General features: G+C 48.5%; 19 protein-coding genes, 1 rRNA gene and 1 riboswitch. Of the genes, 14 read left to right on the plus strand and 6 right to left on the minus strand.

The genetic code is table 11. From position 1 onward, the window contains the following. Positions 1 to 114 (plus strand): 16S ribosomal RNA (locus tag H1R82_RS12055); the annotation flags it as partial. A gap of 119 nt (positions 115 to 233) precedes the next feature. Here the strand turns inward: H1R82_RS12055 and H1R82_RS12060 are convergent. Then, positions 234 to 839 (minus strand): DUF6630 family protein, encoded by a 606-nt coding sequence (locus tag H1R82_RS12060; protein ID WP_181732194.1) that lies wholly within the window; start codon positions 837 to 839, stop codon positions 234 to 236. Between the two features lie 177 nt (positions 840 to 1016). Here H1R82_RS12060 and H1R82_RS12065 point away from each other — a divergent pair, with 177 nt between their 5' ends. The 7 genes from H1R82_RS12065 to mtnA all read left to right on the plus strand — a co-directional run bounded on the left by H1R82_RS12065 (position 1017) and on the right by mtnA (position 7517). Next, complete coding sequence (locus tag H1R82_RS12065) at positions 1017 to 1655, plus strand: SDR family oxidoreductase (RefSeq protein ID WP_181732195.1); 639 nt, start codon at positions 1017 to 1019, stop codon at positions 1653 to 1655. A 149-nt stretch (positions 1656 to 1804) separates the two neighbouring features. Next, positions 1805 to 1916, plus strand: a riboswitch (SAM riboswitch). 131 nt (positions 1917 to 2047) lie between these two features. Further along, a complete protein-coding gene (locus H1R82_RS12070; RefSeq protein ID WP_181732196.1) occupies positions 2048 to 3271 on the plus strand; it encodes a 2,3-diketo-5-methylthiopentyl-1-phosphate enolase in 1224 nt (407 codons plus the stop codon). Beyond that, complete coding sequence (locus H1R82_RS12075; RefSeq protein ID WP_269747559.1) at positions 3268 to 3972, plus strand: 2-hydroxy-3-keto-5-methylthiopentenyl-1-phosphate phosphatase; 705 nt, start codon at positions 3268 to 3270, stop codon at positions 3970 to 3972. The genes H1R82_RS12070 and H1R82_RS12075 overlap by 4 nt, the downstream gene beginning before the upstream one ends. Positions 3973 to 3988: 16 nt before the next feature. Then, positions 3989 to 4615 carry a methylthioribulose 1-phosphate dehydratase gene (mtnB, locus tag H1R82_RS12080; protein WP_232334002.1) on the plus strand — a complete coding sequence of 209 codons (627 nt, stop codon included), beginning with the start codon at positions 3989 to 3991 and terminating at the stop codon, positions 4613 to 4615. 23 nt (positions 4616 to 4638) lie between these two features. Continuing rightward, positions 4639 to 5175, plus strand: coding sequence for a 1,2-dihydroxy-3-keto-5-methylthiopentene dioxygenase (locus tag H1R82_RS12085; RefSeq protein ID WP_181732198.1), 537 nt, complete (start codon positions 4639 to 4641; stop codon positions 5173 to 5175). A gap of 51 nt (positions 5176 to 5226) precedes the next feature. Beyond that, positions 5227 to 6450 (plus strand): S-methyl-5-thioribose kinase, encoded by a 1224-nt coding sequence (mtnK, locus tag H1R82_RS12090; protein WP_181732199.1) that lies wholly within the window; start codon positions 5227 to 5229, stop codon positions 6448 to 6450. Then, complete coding sequence (gene mtnA / locus H1R82_RS12095; protein ID WP_181732200.1) at positions 6447 to 7517, plus strand: S-methyl-5-thioribose-1-phosphate isomerase; 1071 nt, start codon at positions 6447 to 6449, stop codon at positions 7515 to 7517. The genes mtnK and mtnA overlap by 4 nt, the downstream gene beginning before the upstream one ends. Before the next feature lie 66 nt (positions 7518 to 7583). On the opposite strand, the gene H1R82_RS12100 is transcribed toward mtnA, so the two are convergent. The 4 genes from H1R82_RS12100 to H1R82_RS12115 form a co-directional block, all read right to left on the minus strand. Next, entirely contained in the window at positions 7584 to 8015 is a 432-nt protein-coding gene (locus H1R82_RS12100; protein ID WP_181732201.1) for a TlpA disulfide reductase family protein, read from the minus strand. 109 nt (positions 8016 to 8124) lie between these two features. Continuing rightward, positions 8125 to 8505, minus strand: a complete 381-nt coding sequence (locus tag H1R82_RS12105) for a hypothetical protein (RefSeq protein ID WP_181732202.1) — start codon at positions 8503 to 8505, stop codon at positions 8125 to 8127. Between the two features lie 101 nt (positions 8506 to 8606). After that, a complete protein-coding gene (locus H1R82_RS12110; protein WP_181732203.1) occupies positions 8607 to 9467 on the minus strand; it encodes an EamA family transporter in 861 nt (286 codons plus the stop codon). A 210-nt stretch (positions 9468 to 9677) separates the two neighbouring features. Next, positions 9678 to 9968 (minus strand): hypothetical protein, encoded by a 291-nt coding sequence (locus tag H1R82_RS12115; protein WP_181732204.1) that lies wholly within the window; start codon positions 9966 to 9968, stop codon positions 9678 to 9680. Positions 9969 to 10142: 174 nt separating this feature from the next. On the opposite strand from H1R82_RS12115, the gene H1R82_RS12120 reads away from it, so the two are divergent. Both H1R82_RS12120 and H1R82_RS12125 read left to right on the plus strand, forming a co-directional pair. Further along, positions 10143 to 10508: a carboxymuconolactone decarboxylase family protein gene (locus H1R82_RS12120; protein WP_037994793.1), complete on the plus strand. Its 366-nt coding sequence runs from the start codon at positions 10143 to 10145 to the stop codon at positions 10506 to 10508. 262 nt (positions 10509 to 10770) lie between these two features. Then, positions 10771 to 11250, plus strand: a complete 480-nt coding sequence (locus H1R82_RS12125; RefSeq protein ID WP_181732205.1) for a CBS domain-containing protein — start codon at positions 10771 to 10773, stop codon at positions 11248 to 11250. 151 nt (positions 11251 to 11401) lie between these two features. Here H1R82_RS12125 and H1R82_RS12130 read toward each other — a convergent pair whose 3' ends face one another. Continuing rightward, positions 11402 to 11959, minus strand: coding sequence for a hypothetical protein (locus tag H1R82_RS12130; protein WP_181732206.1), 558 nt, complete (start codon positions 11957 to 11959; stop codon positions 11402 to 11404). A 565-nt stretch (positions 11960 to 12524) separates the two neighbouring features. Here H1R82_RS12130 and sufC point away from each other — a divergent pair. From sufC to sufU, 4 genes are read left to right on the plus strand one after another with little or no spacing between them, the layout of a single operon-like run. After that, positions 12525 to 13313 carry a Fe-S cluster assembly ATPase SufC gene (gene sufC, locus H1R82_RS12135; RefSeq protein ID WP_181732207.1) on the plus strand — a complete coding sequence of 263 codons (789 nt, stop codon included), beginning with the start codon at positions 12525 to 12527 and terminating at the stop codon, positions 13311 to 13313. 15 nt (positions 13314 to 13328) lie between these two features. Continuing rightward, on the plus strand, positions 13329 to 14633 hold the full coding sequence (sufD, locus tag H1R82_RS12140; RefSeq protein ID WP_181732208.1) for a Fe-S cluster assembly protein SufD: 1305 nt from the start codon (positions 13329 to 13331) through the stop codon (positions 14631 to 14633). Then, positions 14630 to 15850: a cysteine desulfurase gene (locus H1R82_RS12145; protein ID WP_181732209.1), complete on the plus strand. Its 1221-nt coding sequence runs from the start codon at positions 14630 to 14632 to the stop codon at positions 15848 to 15850. Before sufD ends, H1R82_RS12145 begins: the two co-directional genes overlap by 4 nt. Beyond that, entirely contained in the window at positions 15837 to 16277 is a 441-nt protein-coding gene (sufU, locus tag H1R82_RS12150; RefSeq protein ID WP_220215033.1) for a Fe-S cluster assembly sulfur transfer protein SufU, read from the plus strand. The genes H1R82_RS12145 and sufU overlap by 14 nt, the downstream gene beginning before the upstream one ends. Positions 16278 to 16290 lie beyond the last annotated feature (13 nt).

Below are 16290 nucleotides of genomic sequence, written 5' to 3' on the forward strand. Positions count from 1 at the left end.
CCGAAGTCGGTGAGGCAACCATTTTGGAGCCAGCCGCCGAAGGTGGGGCAGATGATTGGGGTGAAGTCGTAACAAGGTATCCCTACCGGAAGGTGGGGATGGATCACCTCCTTTCTAAGGAGCTCATTTCGAGCAAAAACGATTTTTTCAAAGAGTCATGTCTCACACTCTTTGGTTTTCAGGGAACACTGGGAAAAGCCCCGCAGACCACGGTCTGCGGGGCTTTTCTTACATCATGAGACCCAAAAAGGGTTTTCTTTTTCCAGCAGATGGATAAACGCAGGAATCAACAGCCCATAATGCGGTTCCGGTTGAAAGGGCAGATCCTTTTCAATCCACAAGGTCCCGTATCCGGATTCAAAAGCCAGTTCCTGGCAATGTTTGGCCGTCTGCACGGGCAAAATGGTCAAGGTGTACGGATGAAGCGTGGGTGTCAGAGAGCATAAAACATATTGCAGGGGTTCCAAATAATGGTTGGCTAATTGAAAGAAAAAACGGACATAAGGATGGCTGACCGGGTCCGAAGAAGCGAAATGGCTTTCGTTCCATTTGCCGTCACGGATCACCCATGCAAACCGTTTGGACTTTTTGTCGTGTTTGGTGCTGAACCAGGCGGAGATGAGGGATTCGTCGAATGTGAAAATCAAATTTCGCTGTTTCAAAGAGTGAATCAATGCAAACCAGGGAAGATTACTAAGAGGGACGGAATCCATCATCATCGTGGTTAATAAATATTCTTTGGGATTTTTTATGCAAAAATTGACTTCTTCGGCCAAGGTTGGATCATTGGGAAGCAAAAAATGCGCAAGATCCAAAAGTTTTTCAGGCTGATATTGCATAGCGACTCCCCCACCACAAGATATCGAACATATGTTCTGGGATCATTATAAAAAAAGATTGAATCAGGAACAAGGGGAAATGTGAAATTAACCATAAAGAGGTTTGACGGGGGGGAGTCCGGGTGGAAAGGTTCATATGGTGACAAAAGAAACATCAATCAAAGGGAGTCTGGTAACATGAATATTTTGCTCCTTGGCGCCAATGGAAAAATCGGCAGGAAATTGGTATCGCTGTTGAAAGAAACGCCTCATCACCTCCGGGCGATGGTCCGCAAAGAAGAACAAGTGCCGGTCATTCAAAGACTGGGCGCGGATGAGGTGGTCATCGGCGATTTGGAAAAAGATTTTTCCCATTGGGCAGAGGGTATGGACGGAATCATATTTTCAGCCGGTTCAGGCGGTCACACCGGTCCGGATAAAACCATTTTGGTGGACCTGGACGGGGCCTTCAAGGCAATTGAGGCTGCTGAACAGCATCAAGTCGGTCGGTTTGTGATGATCAGTTCCATCGGGGCGGATCAACCGGAAAAAGGGCCGGATTCCATCCGCCATTATCTGGTTGCCAAAAAAAGGGCAGATGAACGATTGCGCAACAGTTCCCTCAATTACACCATCATTCGCCCCGGAGCCTTGACAAACGACCCGGCCAAAGGTACGGTCTTGCTCCGTGAACATATCGATCAACCGGCTTCCATTCCGAGGGCTGATGTGGCGAGAGTCGTGGCGGAAGCATTGGAACATGAAAATACTTATCGCCGTTCGTTTGATCTGGTCACAGGGGATCAACCGATTCAAGAGGCTTTAAATAACTTGTGACCCAAAGAAAAGCGCCGGAGTGTGAGCATTCCGGCGCTTACTTGTTTATTCAAAAATCAAATGAAAAATTTAAATCAAAATTATTGATTCCTTAAAAATTATATGCTAAATTAAAGAAACTGATGAAAACTGAATAAACGGATCAGATTCTCTTATCCAGAGAGGTGGAGGGACAGGCCCGAGGAAGCCTCGGCAACCATCTGCTTGAAGCAGAAAGGTGCCAATTCCTGCAGGACACGGAGCGGTTCTGACAGATGAGAGAAGGTGATAATGATAGATCGATTTATCCCTTTTTGCATCTGTGCAGAAAGGGATTTTTTTCATTACCCGGCATAAACGGGCGGGTACCGCTGTATGGTAAAGCATCATTGATTGAGGGATGGTGATGGCAAGTGGCAACCGATCGGGAGTATATCATTGCGACCTATCTGATTCAGGGGAAGCATGATTTCCACAAAAAAGCCAAAAGCATTGCTGTCGGTTTGACGGCGGGAACTTGGACGGAGTTGCCGGAGACCCGGAAAAAACAGATGGCGGCCCATCTCGGTGAAGTGATTGAGGTGACCGGGCTGGCACCGGGAAAGGACGGAGAACCGCGTGCCCTTTGCAAAATCGGGTATCCGCTCCGCAATCTGACACCGGATTTTCCCGCTCTTTTGACCACGGTGTTCGGCAAGTTGTCTTTGGACGGAAAAATCAAGTGCTTGGATATTGAAGCACCCGATTCGTTTTTGGACGCGTTTCCCGGTCCCAAATTCGGAATCGAAGGCATCCGCCAAAAGTTGGATGTATCCGGCCGTCCGCTGTTGATGAGCATTTTTAAACAATGCATCGGCATGACATTGGATGAGTTGGAGGAAGCTTATCAACAACAAGTGGATGGCGGGGTGGATCTGGTCAAAGATGATGAGATTTTCTTCCGGGAGGATTATGCACCTGCCGAAGAAAGAGTCCGCATTTTCAAAAGGATCAACCGGGAGAAGGAAGAACGGACCGGGAAAAAAACTTGGTATGCGGTCAACCTGACCGGCCCGGTGACACAACTGGCCGACAAAGCCAAGCGTTTGGCAGAACAAGGGGCGGACTGTTTCCTCTTAAACGCGGTTCCTTACGGGCTGGATATTCTCCACCGGTTGGCAGAGGATCCCGATATCCATGTGCCGGTCATGGCTCACCCGGCTTTTGCGGGAGCGGTTTGCGCCTCTGATGATTACGGTTTGAGTTCGCCGCTGCTGTTGGGAAAATTGTTGCGATGGGCCGGAGCGGACATGGTGTTGTATCCTTCGCCTTATGGTTCGGTGGCCATGCCGAAAGAGGATGCGCTCCAAGTGGCTGAAAACTTGCGTCAACCTTCCACCGTTCACCGGCCATCCCTTCCGTCCCCGTCGGCCGGCATTCATCCGGGGTTGGTGCCGGCCATGGTACGGGATTTTGGAACGGATCTCATCGTCAATGCAGGCGGGGGCATTCACGGCCATCCGCAAGGCTCGACGGCAGGGGGAAAAGCATTTGTCGAAGCGATCGGCGCTGCGGTAAAAGGGCGTCCGTTGGAAGAAGCGGCCCAAGATTCCCCGGAATTAAAGCAGGCGTTGGACAAATGGGGGAGTATCACATGACGTCTTCGTTGAAACAGGTGATTTTCTGTGATTTTGACGGAACAATCACCAATCAGGATAACATCGTCAACCTTTTCAAGCATTTTGACCCGCCCGGCTGGGAAGCGCTGAAAGACGACATCCTCGCCCGACGCATCAGTATCCGGCAGGGGGTGGGGCAAATGTTTTCGCTTCTTTCCACGGCAAAAAAAGAAGAGATTGTGCGTTACGCCGTGGATCAGGCGGAAATCCGCCCCGGGTTTGAAGATTTCATCCGCTTTTGCCGGGCAAATGATATCCGGCTGTTGATCACCAGCGGAGGGATCGACTTCTTCGTGTACCCGATTTTGACCCGCTTTGCGATTCCCGCTGAAGACATTTTTTGCAATGGCAGTGATTTCAGCGGGGAGACAATTCGCATTGTCTGGCCGCATCCCTGTGACGAGCATTGTGACGGGGACTGCGGCATGTGCAAAACCAGTGTGATCCGTTCTTATGATGAAAAGGAGTATGAACGGATTGTGATCGGAGACAGCATTACCGATTTGGCCGCTGCCAAACTGGCTGATTTTACGATTGCCCGGGACTTTTTGCTGGAACAATGCCGTAAGCAGGGGCTGAATCACCAGCCTTTTGACACGTTTTATGATGTGATCGAAATTTTGAGCCATCATCGGGGCCATGGGAGGTGCAAACAATTTGACACGACTGGAACATCCTGAACGGATCCGGGTGGAAATGGAAAAGGTGGAAGGGGCTTTTGAGGAATTGCGAAAGATCAAAGAGCTTTTTGCCCGTCGGGGATGGTTTCCGGCCACCAGCGGAAACCTTTCGGTCCGGATGGACGTCCAAGAGGGGGAACCGGATCTGATTGCGATTACGGCCAGCGGAAAAGATAAGACCGTCCATACCCCGGAGGATTTTTTGCTGGTGGACCGGGAGGGGAAACCGGCGTTTCCGACCCGGCTTAAACCTTCGGCTGAGACTTTGGTTCACACGGCGATTTATCAAAAAATAAAAGACTGCCGCGCAATCTTCCATATTCATACTGTTCATAATAATCTCATTTCGGAGCAGTGCGGGGATGCCGGGTATGTTTCTTTTTCAGGGCATGAAATTATCAAGGCGTTGAACATCTGGGAGGAAGGAGCCGTGATCCGGGTGCCGATTGTCCCCAATCATGCCTCGATTCCCGACTTGGCCCAAGCAGTCCGCGAAGTGACCGACCCGCGGGTTCCTGCGGTTTTGATCCGCAATCACGGTATTTATGCATGGGGTGACAGCATATTTGCTGCCAAACGTCATTTGGAAGCTTTTGAGTTTTTGTTTGAGTATCAGGTGAAGCTTCAGCTTTTAAATCAATAGACCGACGGAAAGGGGTTTTTCACATGGCGCAAATTTACATCAGAAATTCGGGAAAACGGTTGGAATCAGAAGAAGTCCGTTCCTTTCTCGAAGAACAGGGCGTGTTGTATGAACAATGGCCGACAGAGAAACTTCCGGAACATCTCAGGGAAAAGTTTGTGTTGAATGAGGAAGAGCAAGAAGAGATTCTCAAGGCCTACCAAGAGGAAATCCAATCGCTCGCCAAGCGAAACGGCTATGTCCAATGGGATGTGGTGGCGTTGTCCGAAGCGACTGAAAATCTGGATGAGCTTTTGAAGAAGTTTGAAAATGTGCATACCCATTCGGAAGACGAAGTGCGGGCCATCGTCTCGGGAAACGGGATTTTCACGATTAAAGGAAAAGAAGGAACCGGTTATTTTGATGTGGAGCTTTCTCCCGGAGATGTGATCTCCGTGCCGGAAAACACCCCTCACTTTTTCACGTTGATGGAGAACCGGAAAGTGGTGGCCGTGCGTCTGTTTATCGATCCGTCCGGATGGGTGGCTCATCCTTATCAAGATCCGGAGTTCACGGCTTGACGGTGTCCCGCCCTGTGTGCGGGACTTCCCGGAGGAAGGAGGAAACAACCGATGTTTGAAAATTATAAACCTTTGACGGAAGAAGATGCGGTGCAATATGCCCACTCGAAAAAAGAATGGTTTGCCCCCGGTGCAGAGATGGACTGCAGGGAAATCGGCGACGGAAATCTCAATTTGGTCTTTCGCATTGCTGACCGTTCGTCCGGACGGAGCCTCATCTTCAAACAGGCGCTTCCGTATGCCAGGGTGGTCGGGGAGTCATGGCCGTTGACGCTGGAGCGGTCCCGCATCGAGGCAGAAGCCTTGAAGCTGGCGGCCCGACGGGTGCCGGATTTGGTGCCTCGCGTTTATTTCTACGATGATCAATTGGCTTTGACCGTGATGGAAGACTTGTCCGATCACATCATTTTGCGGAAAGGGCTGATCAAAGGAGAGGTGTATCCCCGGTTGGCGGAGGATTTGGCGGAATATCTGGCTCAAACGCTCTTTTTCACTTCGGAATACTACCTGGATGCCAGGGAAAAAAAGGAGAAGGTCCGCCGCTTCATCAATCCGGAAATGTGTAAGATCACGGAGGATTTGGTGTTTACTGATCCTTATTATGATGCCGAAACCAATTCATTCAACTCTTTGATCCGGGAAACGGTGGAAGCGATTTGGAACGATGCCCGCCTGAAAAAAGAAATTGCCCATTTGAAAGAAAGTTTTATGACCCGGGCACAAGCTTTGCTGCACGGGGATCTTCACACCGGTTCCGTCATGGTGAAAAAAGACAGCACCAAAGTGATTGATCCGGAATTTGCTTACTACGGGCCCATCGGCTTTGACGTGGGGGCTGTGATCGCCAATCTCTTCCTTTCTTTTGTTTCCCATGAAGCGCACACCCGGGACCGGAAGCAGAGGGAAACCTACCAAAACTGGCTGCTGGAAACCGCCGAAAAAATTTGGAGCGGCTTTGAACAAACGTTTCGGGCACTTTGGAAAGAGCATGTCAAAGATGAAATGTGGTGCGTACCGGGCTATGTGGATGATGTATTGTACCAGGTGCTTCAGGATGCGGCGGGCTTTGCCGGTTGTAAAATGATGCGGCGTGTGATTGGTTTGGCTCCCGTGGCGGATTTGGAATCGATCGAAGACACGGCTGTCCGCGCCGAAGCGGAAACCAGGGCTTTGGAAATCGGGCGGCAATTGGTGCTGCAGCGTCATTTGGTACATTCAGCGGCTGACCTGATCCGGATTGCCCGGGAAGCCGGGGAAGGGTTGACGGTGAAATGAAGCAGGATTACACAATTCCCCATCCGCAATCGGTTTTTTGGGAAAACGACCATCTGGTTTTGCTGGATCAAAGAAAGCTTCCCCGTGAAACCGTTTATTTGCACCTTTATACCCCGGAAGAGGTTTGGGATGCGATTGTCACATTGGCTGTGCGGGGGGCGCCGGCCATCGGCATCGCCGCTGTTTACGGTTTGTATCTCGGCGTGCGCCACGTCACCGGGCGGGAAGAAATATTCTTCTCCGAGCTGGAACGGATGGTTGACTATTTGAGTTCGGCCAGGCCGACCGCGGTGAATTTGTCATGGGCCTTAAACCGGGTGAAAACCAAGGTGGAATCGTTCAAAGGGAGACCGGTATCCGTTTTGAGGCAGGCAGTATGGGAAGAAGCGAAAGCCATTCATGAAGAGGATGTGAGGGTGTGCCGGAAAATCGGGGAGCATCTGCTGCCTTTTTTGCACGACGGCATGGGCATCCTCACTCACTGCAATGCCGGAGGGCTGGCCACCGGTGCGTACGGGACCGCCTTGGCTCCGCTGTATCTCGCCCGGGAGAAGGGATGGAACCTCAAAGTGTATGCCGACGAGACACGGCCGGTGTTGCAGGGATCGCGGCTGACCGCCTATGAGTTGATGCAGGCGGGAATTGACGTCACACTGATTTGTGACAATATGGCGGGGGCCGTGATGAAACAAGAAAAGATTCAGGCGGTCATTGTCGGAACGGACCGGGTTGCGGCCAACGGGGATGTTGCCAACAAAATCGGTACGTACAGCTTGGCTGTCCTGGCCAGGGCTCACCAAATCCCTTTTTATGTGGCAGCCCCTTCTTCATCGATTGACTTGGCGACGGAAACGGGCGACGGGATCCCGATTGAAGAGAGGCCGGCGGAGGAAATCGTGAGCGGCTGGGGCAAGCCGACTGCTCCCGAAGGGGTCCGTGTCTATAATCCCGCTTTTGATGTGACGCCCGCGGAGTATGTCACCGCGATCATCACGGAGTACGGTGTGATCCGTCCGCCCTACCGGGAAAATTTAAGAAAATGTCTTCGGCAAACGATGACGGTATAAACAAACATTTGAAAAAGGGAATTTCATGTCGGATGAAAAAGGCGCCGGTGAAAAACCGGCGCTTTTTTATGATGAAGATTCAGGGGAGAGGAGAACTCCCAATTCTTGAATGACGGTGGTGAAGGGGACCGTTTCGTCATAAATGCCGTGAATTTCGCCCTCCGGTGTGATCAGGACATCGGTGGGAACCGAGGAGAGACGGTAAGCATCGTAGGTCCGGGTGCCATGGTCGCGCAGCACCGGAAAATGAAAACCGGCTTCTTTGACAAATTGGTATACCCGGTCCGGATCGGGTTCGCGCCCGGAGACATGGATCGTGAGAAAAGCGACCTGGTTGGTTTTTAAAGATCGGTAAAAAATTTCTTTTTTGGCCAGGGCCTCCTGGCAAGCCGCACACCAGGTCGTCCAAAACTCAAGCCAGACTATCCGGCCCTGGTAATCGCTCAGTTGATGGATGTTTCCGTTTAAATCGGGAAGGGAAAAATCGGGTGCTTTCATCGGTCATGAACTCCTTTGCGTAAGGATGCCGGTTAAAAATGGCGCTGAAAGATCCGGGCAGTTCGGGATCCCGGTTCCAAAAGGAAGAAGATCCGCCCGGCGAATCCGGTCACTCACCGGTGATGTAGCCGGCTTTCAAGGCGTACAAAAAGGTGATGAAAAAAATGACCAGGTTGGGATACATGATTTTTTTTCCAAACTTTTCACTGACGGGCCACACCCGGTGCCGGGACCGGGGGGATGGAAAAACCAAAGGTTCATAAGTCATCATGATCCATAAAGATTGCGAAAACACGGACATCATTTTGGCGTCGAAAGTGGGAACGAAGATCACATGGAGAACGGTCACGGCAAGCGATACATACAGCATGATTTTCATGGTCAAAAACGCTTTTTCCCGAAACCGAGTATCCAAAAGAAAGAAACAAACATAATGGATGACACCACATAAAATCAAAAGAAGGATTTGCAATGCCAACATTTCGATCATCAGACAAATCTCCTTGCTTGCATGGATTATACATAAGTAGGAATTAATAATAACAAAAGTTCGAAAAGAATCGAAGGACCACCGGAGAACTTTTTCCCGATTCAAATGCGGATCAGAACCAGTCCGGCAAACAACAGGATCAAAGACACGGATTGCATCAGCGATAAGCGTTCACGAAAAACCAGGATGGATAGCAGCGCAACCACCAGGCTGTTTGTGGAAAAGATCGGGGCAATGATGGACGCAGGGCCAAGATCCAGAGCGATGGCATAGAGTTGCATTCCGGCAAATGAAAAAAATCCTGCTCCCAACCCCCAGACCATTCCCGTGAGACGGCTTTTTTGGCAAAACCCGGCCGGCGACACCTTGCGGAGAATTTGCCATGTGAACCAAACCCATCCGAATAAATAGCTGATCAACAAAATGGATGTGTTGGAAAGATTCATTTCTTCCGTAATCTTTAATCCGCCGTTTCTGAAAAAGAACAACAACATGGCCAGGAAAATCAGCAGATACCAGCGCCTGTTTTGGATCCGTAAGTTTTCATTGGGGTCCACCGGCAACAGCATGATGGCTGAAATCAACAGAAATGCACCGGCCGCTTCGGTTACCGTGATGCTCTCGCCGTAAACGAGCATGGCCATGGCCATGGTTAAAAGGATGTTCGCATTGGCCAAAGGAGATGTAAGGCTGGCAGGGCCGATCAAAAGGGCTTTCATAAATAACAGGTTTCCAAAAGCCGAACCGATCCCCACCAAAGTTCCGGCCACGAGGTTGAGCCATGTGAACCGGATATCACCGGTTTTAACCGCCCACCAACCAAAACCGAGGGAGCCGGTCAAGTATAATCCCCATAACAAAAAGTCATCATCCCCGCTTCGGGCTGAACTGACTTTCATCAAAAATCCGGACAACCCGAAAGTAACGGCACTGGCCAGTGAGATGAGAAACCAGGTACTCATACAGGTTAACCCTTTCTGTTATGATATAAACTTTTATTATTATCGCATTTTTTGTTGATGAAGTTTACAGATAATAATTTAAGTGTGAAACACCAAAACGGTGAAACAAGGATCAATGAGGACGGATGGCGGGGAAAGAGCGGTGATCAATCAAATGAAAAGAAACGGGGAAAGGACACCATGGACTCCGCATGCAGGGAGTCCATGGGATTAAGCATGAGCTTCTTCTTTGGTTTTGCCGGTTTGGTTTTCAAATTCCAGCAAAAGCTCGTTCAATGTCATTTGGTCATCCAAATACAATTGAACAAGTTCCAAAAATAACGTGTGGGCTTCATCCGGAAGCTCCAATATTTGAATCAGTTCATTAAACGGATCAAAGTCACGGGCTAAAATATGTACGCTGCTGGCTTGAAAGATCTTTTCCAAATGAATCGTTTTTCCATAAATTTCTTTGACCATGCGTAAGATGATGCCGATCAATTGTAGTTTTTGCTGATCCATTTTCATTTCCTTTCTGTTATAAAAAAGCTTTCTCAATATTGGTTCAAGATCTTACTCTATTTTAAAATAATATATTTCTTAATGTAAAGATAATAACTGTAGTTACAGAAACAGATTTGAATATTTGTATATTTTTCTTTTTCTCTGGAAAACTAGTCCTGGAAGGAGAGATGAATGATGCAAGAAAACTTTGTCAAGCAATCCCTGACGGATTATAAAAAAGGAATCGGCCAACTCCAAGAGCAACTTCCGCATGTGGTGGAAACGTACAACGCGTTCACGGAAGCTTGCTTTCAAGACGGCGCCCTGTCCAAGAAGGAAAAACATTTGATCGCGCTGGCACTCGGCGTTTATACGAATGATGAATACTGCATTGTTTATCACACCAAGGGAGCCTGTGACCAGGGAGCCAGCGCACAAGAGGTGCTGGAAGCGGCATGTGTAAGCAGTGCCTTCGGAGGGGGAATGGCGATGTCACAAGCTGCCACGCTGGTCCAACAAAACCTCTCCCAGATTCAGGGGCAAAACCTCTCCCACTAAGGTTGACAATCCGGCAAATCGCCGGATTGTTTTTTAATGGCCGTAATATTTCAAGGATCAGCGGCGATGTTATAAAATAAGGTTAAGGAATGGATAAAAGAGTGATAAGAGCGTTGACAGCGGTTTCGGGAACAAGATAACATGGTTGGGGAACTGTTATCATTACAAAAAAGAGAAAAGATTTTGACGGGAAATCGGGCTTATCTTTATCACTCTGTGGTAATGGCCGGAGGGATTACCAAGAGTAAGGGAGTTTTTGCTTATGCAGAAACGGGATCAAAACAATTATTTATTTTCACGCGAGATTACTCCTTACATTATTCCGAAGGAAAAGGTTGTTGTTGTCCACACAGACTGGTCACTGGAGCGCGCTTTATTGGTACTGACCCGCAAGGGAACCAATTCGGTGCCCGTGGTGAATGATCAGGAACAAGTCGAGGGGATCATCAGCAAAACCGACATTCTGGATTTTATGTTAAAGATCAGCCAAGGTAACGAAATTGATTTTTCGCAATTGAAAGGATATACGGTTAATGAAGCGATGAATAAAAATCATTCAGGTATTTTGGCCAATTCCATTTTTTCGTTTGCTTTCGAAGTGCTGGTCAACCGTCCCTACATCCCGATCATTGATTTGAAAGGGAAGTTGGTGGGCATTTTGACGAGAAAAGTGATCATGGAACAAGTGATTAACTATTTTAAAGAAGAATATATGATGATGAACAAACTGCAGGGTTCCTGAAAAGTTTTACCAATGAAAAACACCGCCTGACGGGCGGTGTTTTGCCGTTTTATATCTCATCCTGATTCAGGTTGCTTTTGAATGGAATCATACAAAGATGAATGAATGAAGCCTTGTTCATTTGTTTATCATTACACATAGTCATACAGTCCTATTGATCCAGAGACTTGTTTACAGGCCTTTGCTCAAAGAGGTCGGTCAACAAATGGTTTTTGTGACATTGCTGGAAAAACAGCGCCAATTCATCCCATTGCTTTGCATCTTTGGCTTTGCCCGTGATTTGCGCGGTGAGTTTGACATACTGCAACCAGCCGAACAAAGTGAACGGGATTAAAGGGATGTTGAAATCTTCCTCATAGGATTGGATCAAAAGCATTTTTAATTCTTCGTAGATCTGTTTTCTTTCCTGGTTTGTTTTTTCTTCGGACGGGTGTGAAACGGAGAGGATGTGGCGATGTTTTTTCCAAAGCTGCAGCAATTTTTTTTTAAGGAAGCTGTTCAAATACCGTTCTTGATCTTTTTTTTTCAGGGGTATGCTGAAGTTTGACGGCTCTTCGGAAATGATCACGTTGCCAAATAAAAAAGACCGTTGCTTTTTGGTTTTGTATTGTGTGTCTGTGGCAGGTTTGGTGTAAATTCCGATCGGAGAGCTGAGAGATGGGGGCATACAAGATGGTTCTTTCGAAACCCTGTAAGTGCTTTTTTCCATAAAAATTCCTCCTACCAACGCGCTTATTCAAAAAGGTGCGGAAATAAAAAAAGATGATCAACCTGATGATGGCAGAAAAAATCTCCCGAGGCAAAATATTTCGATGAATTCCGAAAAAAACCTCCTAAAGATATTTTGCCTGAAAACGGGCTGAAAAGCAAGGGAAAATTAAAGATTTCGGGGGCATTTGCGGGAAAATGCGACAATTTTGAAAGGGTTTGCATCCGTTTTCCGTTTTCCGGAGAATGAAGTTTCATGTGCGGCGATGAAATGTTATATTTATGAGTAGTTTTGTGCTCATGAAGAAAAAATACCAATAACTTCACATTGAAAGAACAGGACTGAAACCGCACGATTTCCAATCTTCACTTGATATACCCCAGATCGTGAAGTAAAATGAAATGAGAATCAGGTGATAATCACTTTAATTTAGGGTGATTGTCTGATTGGTTTTTCTTTTCACGCCGTCCACACGGGCGGTGTTGAGGGAATATCTCCGGTTGATGACAACCCGTTGCGGTTCAGGAGATAAACAAGGGCAAAAGACATGATGGAGGATGAGACTATGTCGACAGCACCAAAATTGATAATAAAGGATTTGCATGCATCCGTGGATGGGAAAGAAATCCTGAAAGGCGTCAATTTGGAAGTCAATGGCGGAGAAGTTCATGCGATCATGGGTCCGAACGGGACCGGTAAGAGCACCCTGGCTTCCGCTTTGATGGGTCATCCGCGTTACGAGGTCACCCAAGGGAGCGTCACGCTCGACGGGAAAGATGTTTTGGAAATGGAAGTGGATGAAAGGGCGCGTGCCGGCTTGTTCTTAGCGATGCAATATCCGGCTGAAGTAAGCGGCGTGACCAACTCCGACTTCATCCGCAGCGCCATTAACGCCAAAAACGGGGAAGGCAAAGAAATTTCGCTGATGAAGTTCATCCGTGAAATGGATAAAAAAATGGAAATTCTTGAAATGGATGAGAAGTTTGCCACCCGTTACCTGAACGAAGGTTTCTCCGGCGGGGAGAAAAAACGGAACGAAATTTTGCAAATGATGATGTTGAAACCCCGCATTGCCATCTTGGATGAGGTGGACTCCGGACTCGATATTGACGCGTTGAAAGTCGTGTCCAAAGGGGTTAACTCGATGCTGAGCCCGGAATTGGGCGTGATTGTGATCACCCACTATCAACGCCTGTTGAATTACATCAAACCGGACCATGTCCATGTCTTTATGCAAGGACGGATTGTGAAATCAGGAGGGCCGGAACTGGCTGAACGTTTGGAAGCAGAAGGTTACGACTGGGTGAAAGAAGAGTTGGGCATTGAAGACGAAACCGTTGGTCAAAAGGCGTAAGGTTGGTGATTTTGGATGAGTACAGATACCCGATTGCTTTTTGATGAAAATGTTGTAACAGAAGTATCCCAAAAGAATCAGGAACCGGCCTGGATGCTTCAAAGTCGTTTGGATGCACTCAAAAAAGCTGCCCAACTTCCACTGCCCAAAGTACAACAAACCAACATCAGCCGTTGGAACTTCACCGGGTTTGAACCCTTCCGGGAAGAGGCTCCCGTCCAATCTTTGGATGAACTCCCGGAAGGCGTCAAAGAGTTTGTGTTTGGCGAACAGCCCAGTGTGGTGGTGCAAAAAAACGCCAGTGTCATTTTCAAGCAACTGTCCACGGAATTGAGTGAAAAAGGCGTGGTCTTCACGGACCTGGGCACGGCCGCCAAAGAATATGAGCCGTTGATCAAAAAATACTTCATGACGGACGGGGTGAAGAAAGACGAACATCGTCTGACTGCCATTCATGCTGCGCTTTACAGCGGCGGGGTGTTCTTGTTTGTACCGAAGAATGTGGATGTGCAAATTCCGTTGAACGGATTATTCTGGTTGTCCGGTGAAGGGGCTGCCCTTCTGCCTCATATTCTGATCGTTGCCGAAGAAGGAAGCCGTGTTGATTTTGTGGCCAACTTTATTTCGGATCCGGATGAACCGGGGGCCATGAACAACAGCGTCATCGAGGCATTTGTCGGGGCACAGGCAAAAGTCCGGGTGACCACAATCAGCAACCTGGGTGCTTCTGCGGTGAATGTGGTTTACCGTCGTTCACTGGTCGACCGGGACGGCCATTTGGAATGGATTATCGCGGATTTGAGCGACGGAAAGGTTGTCTCCGACAATACTACCCATCTCAAAGGGGAAGGCAGCCGGGCCGATGTGAAGGCGGTTGTGCTCGGAACAGGTGAGATGAGAGCCAATGTGACGTCATCGGTTTACCATTGGAACCGGCATACCGAAAGCTTTATCAATGCCCGTTCCGTCATGACGGATAAAGCCTCGAGCATTTTGAACAGTATTACCAAAATCGAAAAAGGTGCCAGCAAATCGGACGGGCAACAATCCGGAAAAGTGTTGATGCTTCATCCGGAAGCGCGCGGGGACGCCAACCCCATTTTGTTGATCGATGAAAACGACGTCGTCGCCGGACACGCGGCAAGCGTGGGAAAAGTGGATCCCCTGCAAATGTATTACCTCATGTCGCGTGGAATTCCCAAAAGGGAAGCAGAGAAACTGATTATCCACGGTTTCCTGGATGCAATCATTTCGGATATTCCGTCAGAATTATTGCGTGAACAGATTCATCGGCTGATTGAAAGGAAAATCAAATCATGAATGAATTCCGCAAAGACTTTCCCATATTGGATCAGGAAGTAAACGGCCACCCGTTGGTTTATTTGGACAGTGCTGCAACATCACAAAAACCGTTTCAAGTGATTGAAGCGGTGGAAGCCTATTATAAAAAGGACAACTCCAATGTGCACCGCGGTGTCCACACATTGGGTTCCAGAGCGACGGATGCCTATGAAGGAGCCCGTGAAAAGGTACGCCGTTTCATCAATGCGGATTCAACCAAAGAGATTGTCTTCACCAGAGGAACCACCACATCGCTGAATCTGGTCGCAAGAAGTTTTGCCACTTCCGTGCTGAATCCGGAGGACGAGATTTTGATCACTCCGGCTGAACATCACAGTAATTTGATTCCGTGGCAGCAAGTGGCCAAATGGACCGGAGCGCGGTTAAAATATTTTCCGCTCAAAGAAGACGGCTCCCTGACGATGGATTTGGTGCGCCAAGCCGTGACCGACAAAACCAGGATCATTGCCATCCAGCAAGTGTCCAACGTGTTGGGAACGGTTCATCCCATCAAAAAAATCGCGGAGTACATCCATCAAAAAGGCGGATATATCGTGGTGGACGGCGCGCAAAGCATTCCCCACATCAAAGTGGATGTCAAGGATTTGGATGTGGATTTCTTCGCTTTCTCCGGACACAAGATGTGCGGTCCGACCGGAATCGGCGTTTTGTACGGCCGGGAGCATTTGCTGAATGAAATGGAACCCATCGAATACGGTGGCGAAATGATTGATCATGTGGGCGATTATGAGTCGACATGGAAAGAGCTGCCCTGGAAATTTGAAGGGGGAACTCCCATTATTGCCGGAGCGGTCGGACTCGGTGCGGCCATTGATTATCTGGAATCCATCGGCATGGACCGGATCGAAGAGCATGATCGCAAACTGGCTGCTTATGCTTATGACAAGTTGCAACAGATTGACGGAATCACCATTTACGGCCCCAAAGAAGGGCGGATCGGGTTGGTTACTTTCAATTTGGGTGAAGTGCACCCGCATGATGTCGCAACCGTCTTGGACGCGGAAGGAATTGCCGTCAGGGCGGGGCATCATTGCTGCCAGCCGCTGATGCGCTGGTTGAAAGTACCGGCAACAGCAAGAGCCAGCTTTTATTTGTACAATGATGAATCGGACATCGACCGGTTGGCGGAAGGTTTAATCAAAACGAAGGAGTATTTTGGCCATGTCTTTGGATGATCTGTATCGTCGCGTGATTTTGGAACACTATCAAAAACCGAAGAATCGGGGCAGAATTGAAGACGGAGCAATAACCATCGATCTGAACAACCCGACTTGTGGTGACAAAATCTCTTTGCAGATGCGGATTGAAGACGGCCGGGTCCAAGACGCGAAGTTTTTGGGGGAAGGTTGTTCCATCAGCTTGGCCTCCGCTTCCATGATGACCGAAGCGGTCAAAGGATTGACCGTGGAAGAATCGCTGGAACTGGTTGATCTGTTTTCCCGGATGATGCAAGGAGAAGAAGTCGATCTGGATAAATTTCCGCTGGAAGACATTGAAGCGCTGACCGGCGTTGCAAAATTTCCGGCACGCATCAAATGTGCGACCTTAGCGTGGAAAGCACTTGAAAAAGGGATGAATGAATATCGCGAATCTAAATCATAAGGAGGAGAAAACC

This window comes from Thermoactinomyces intermedius (assembly GCF_013912365.1).
Taxonomy (GTDB): Bacteria; Bacillota; Bacilli; order Thermoactinomycetales; family Thermoactinomycetaceae; genus Thermoactinomyces; species Thermoactinomyces intermedius.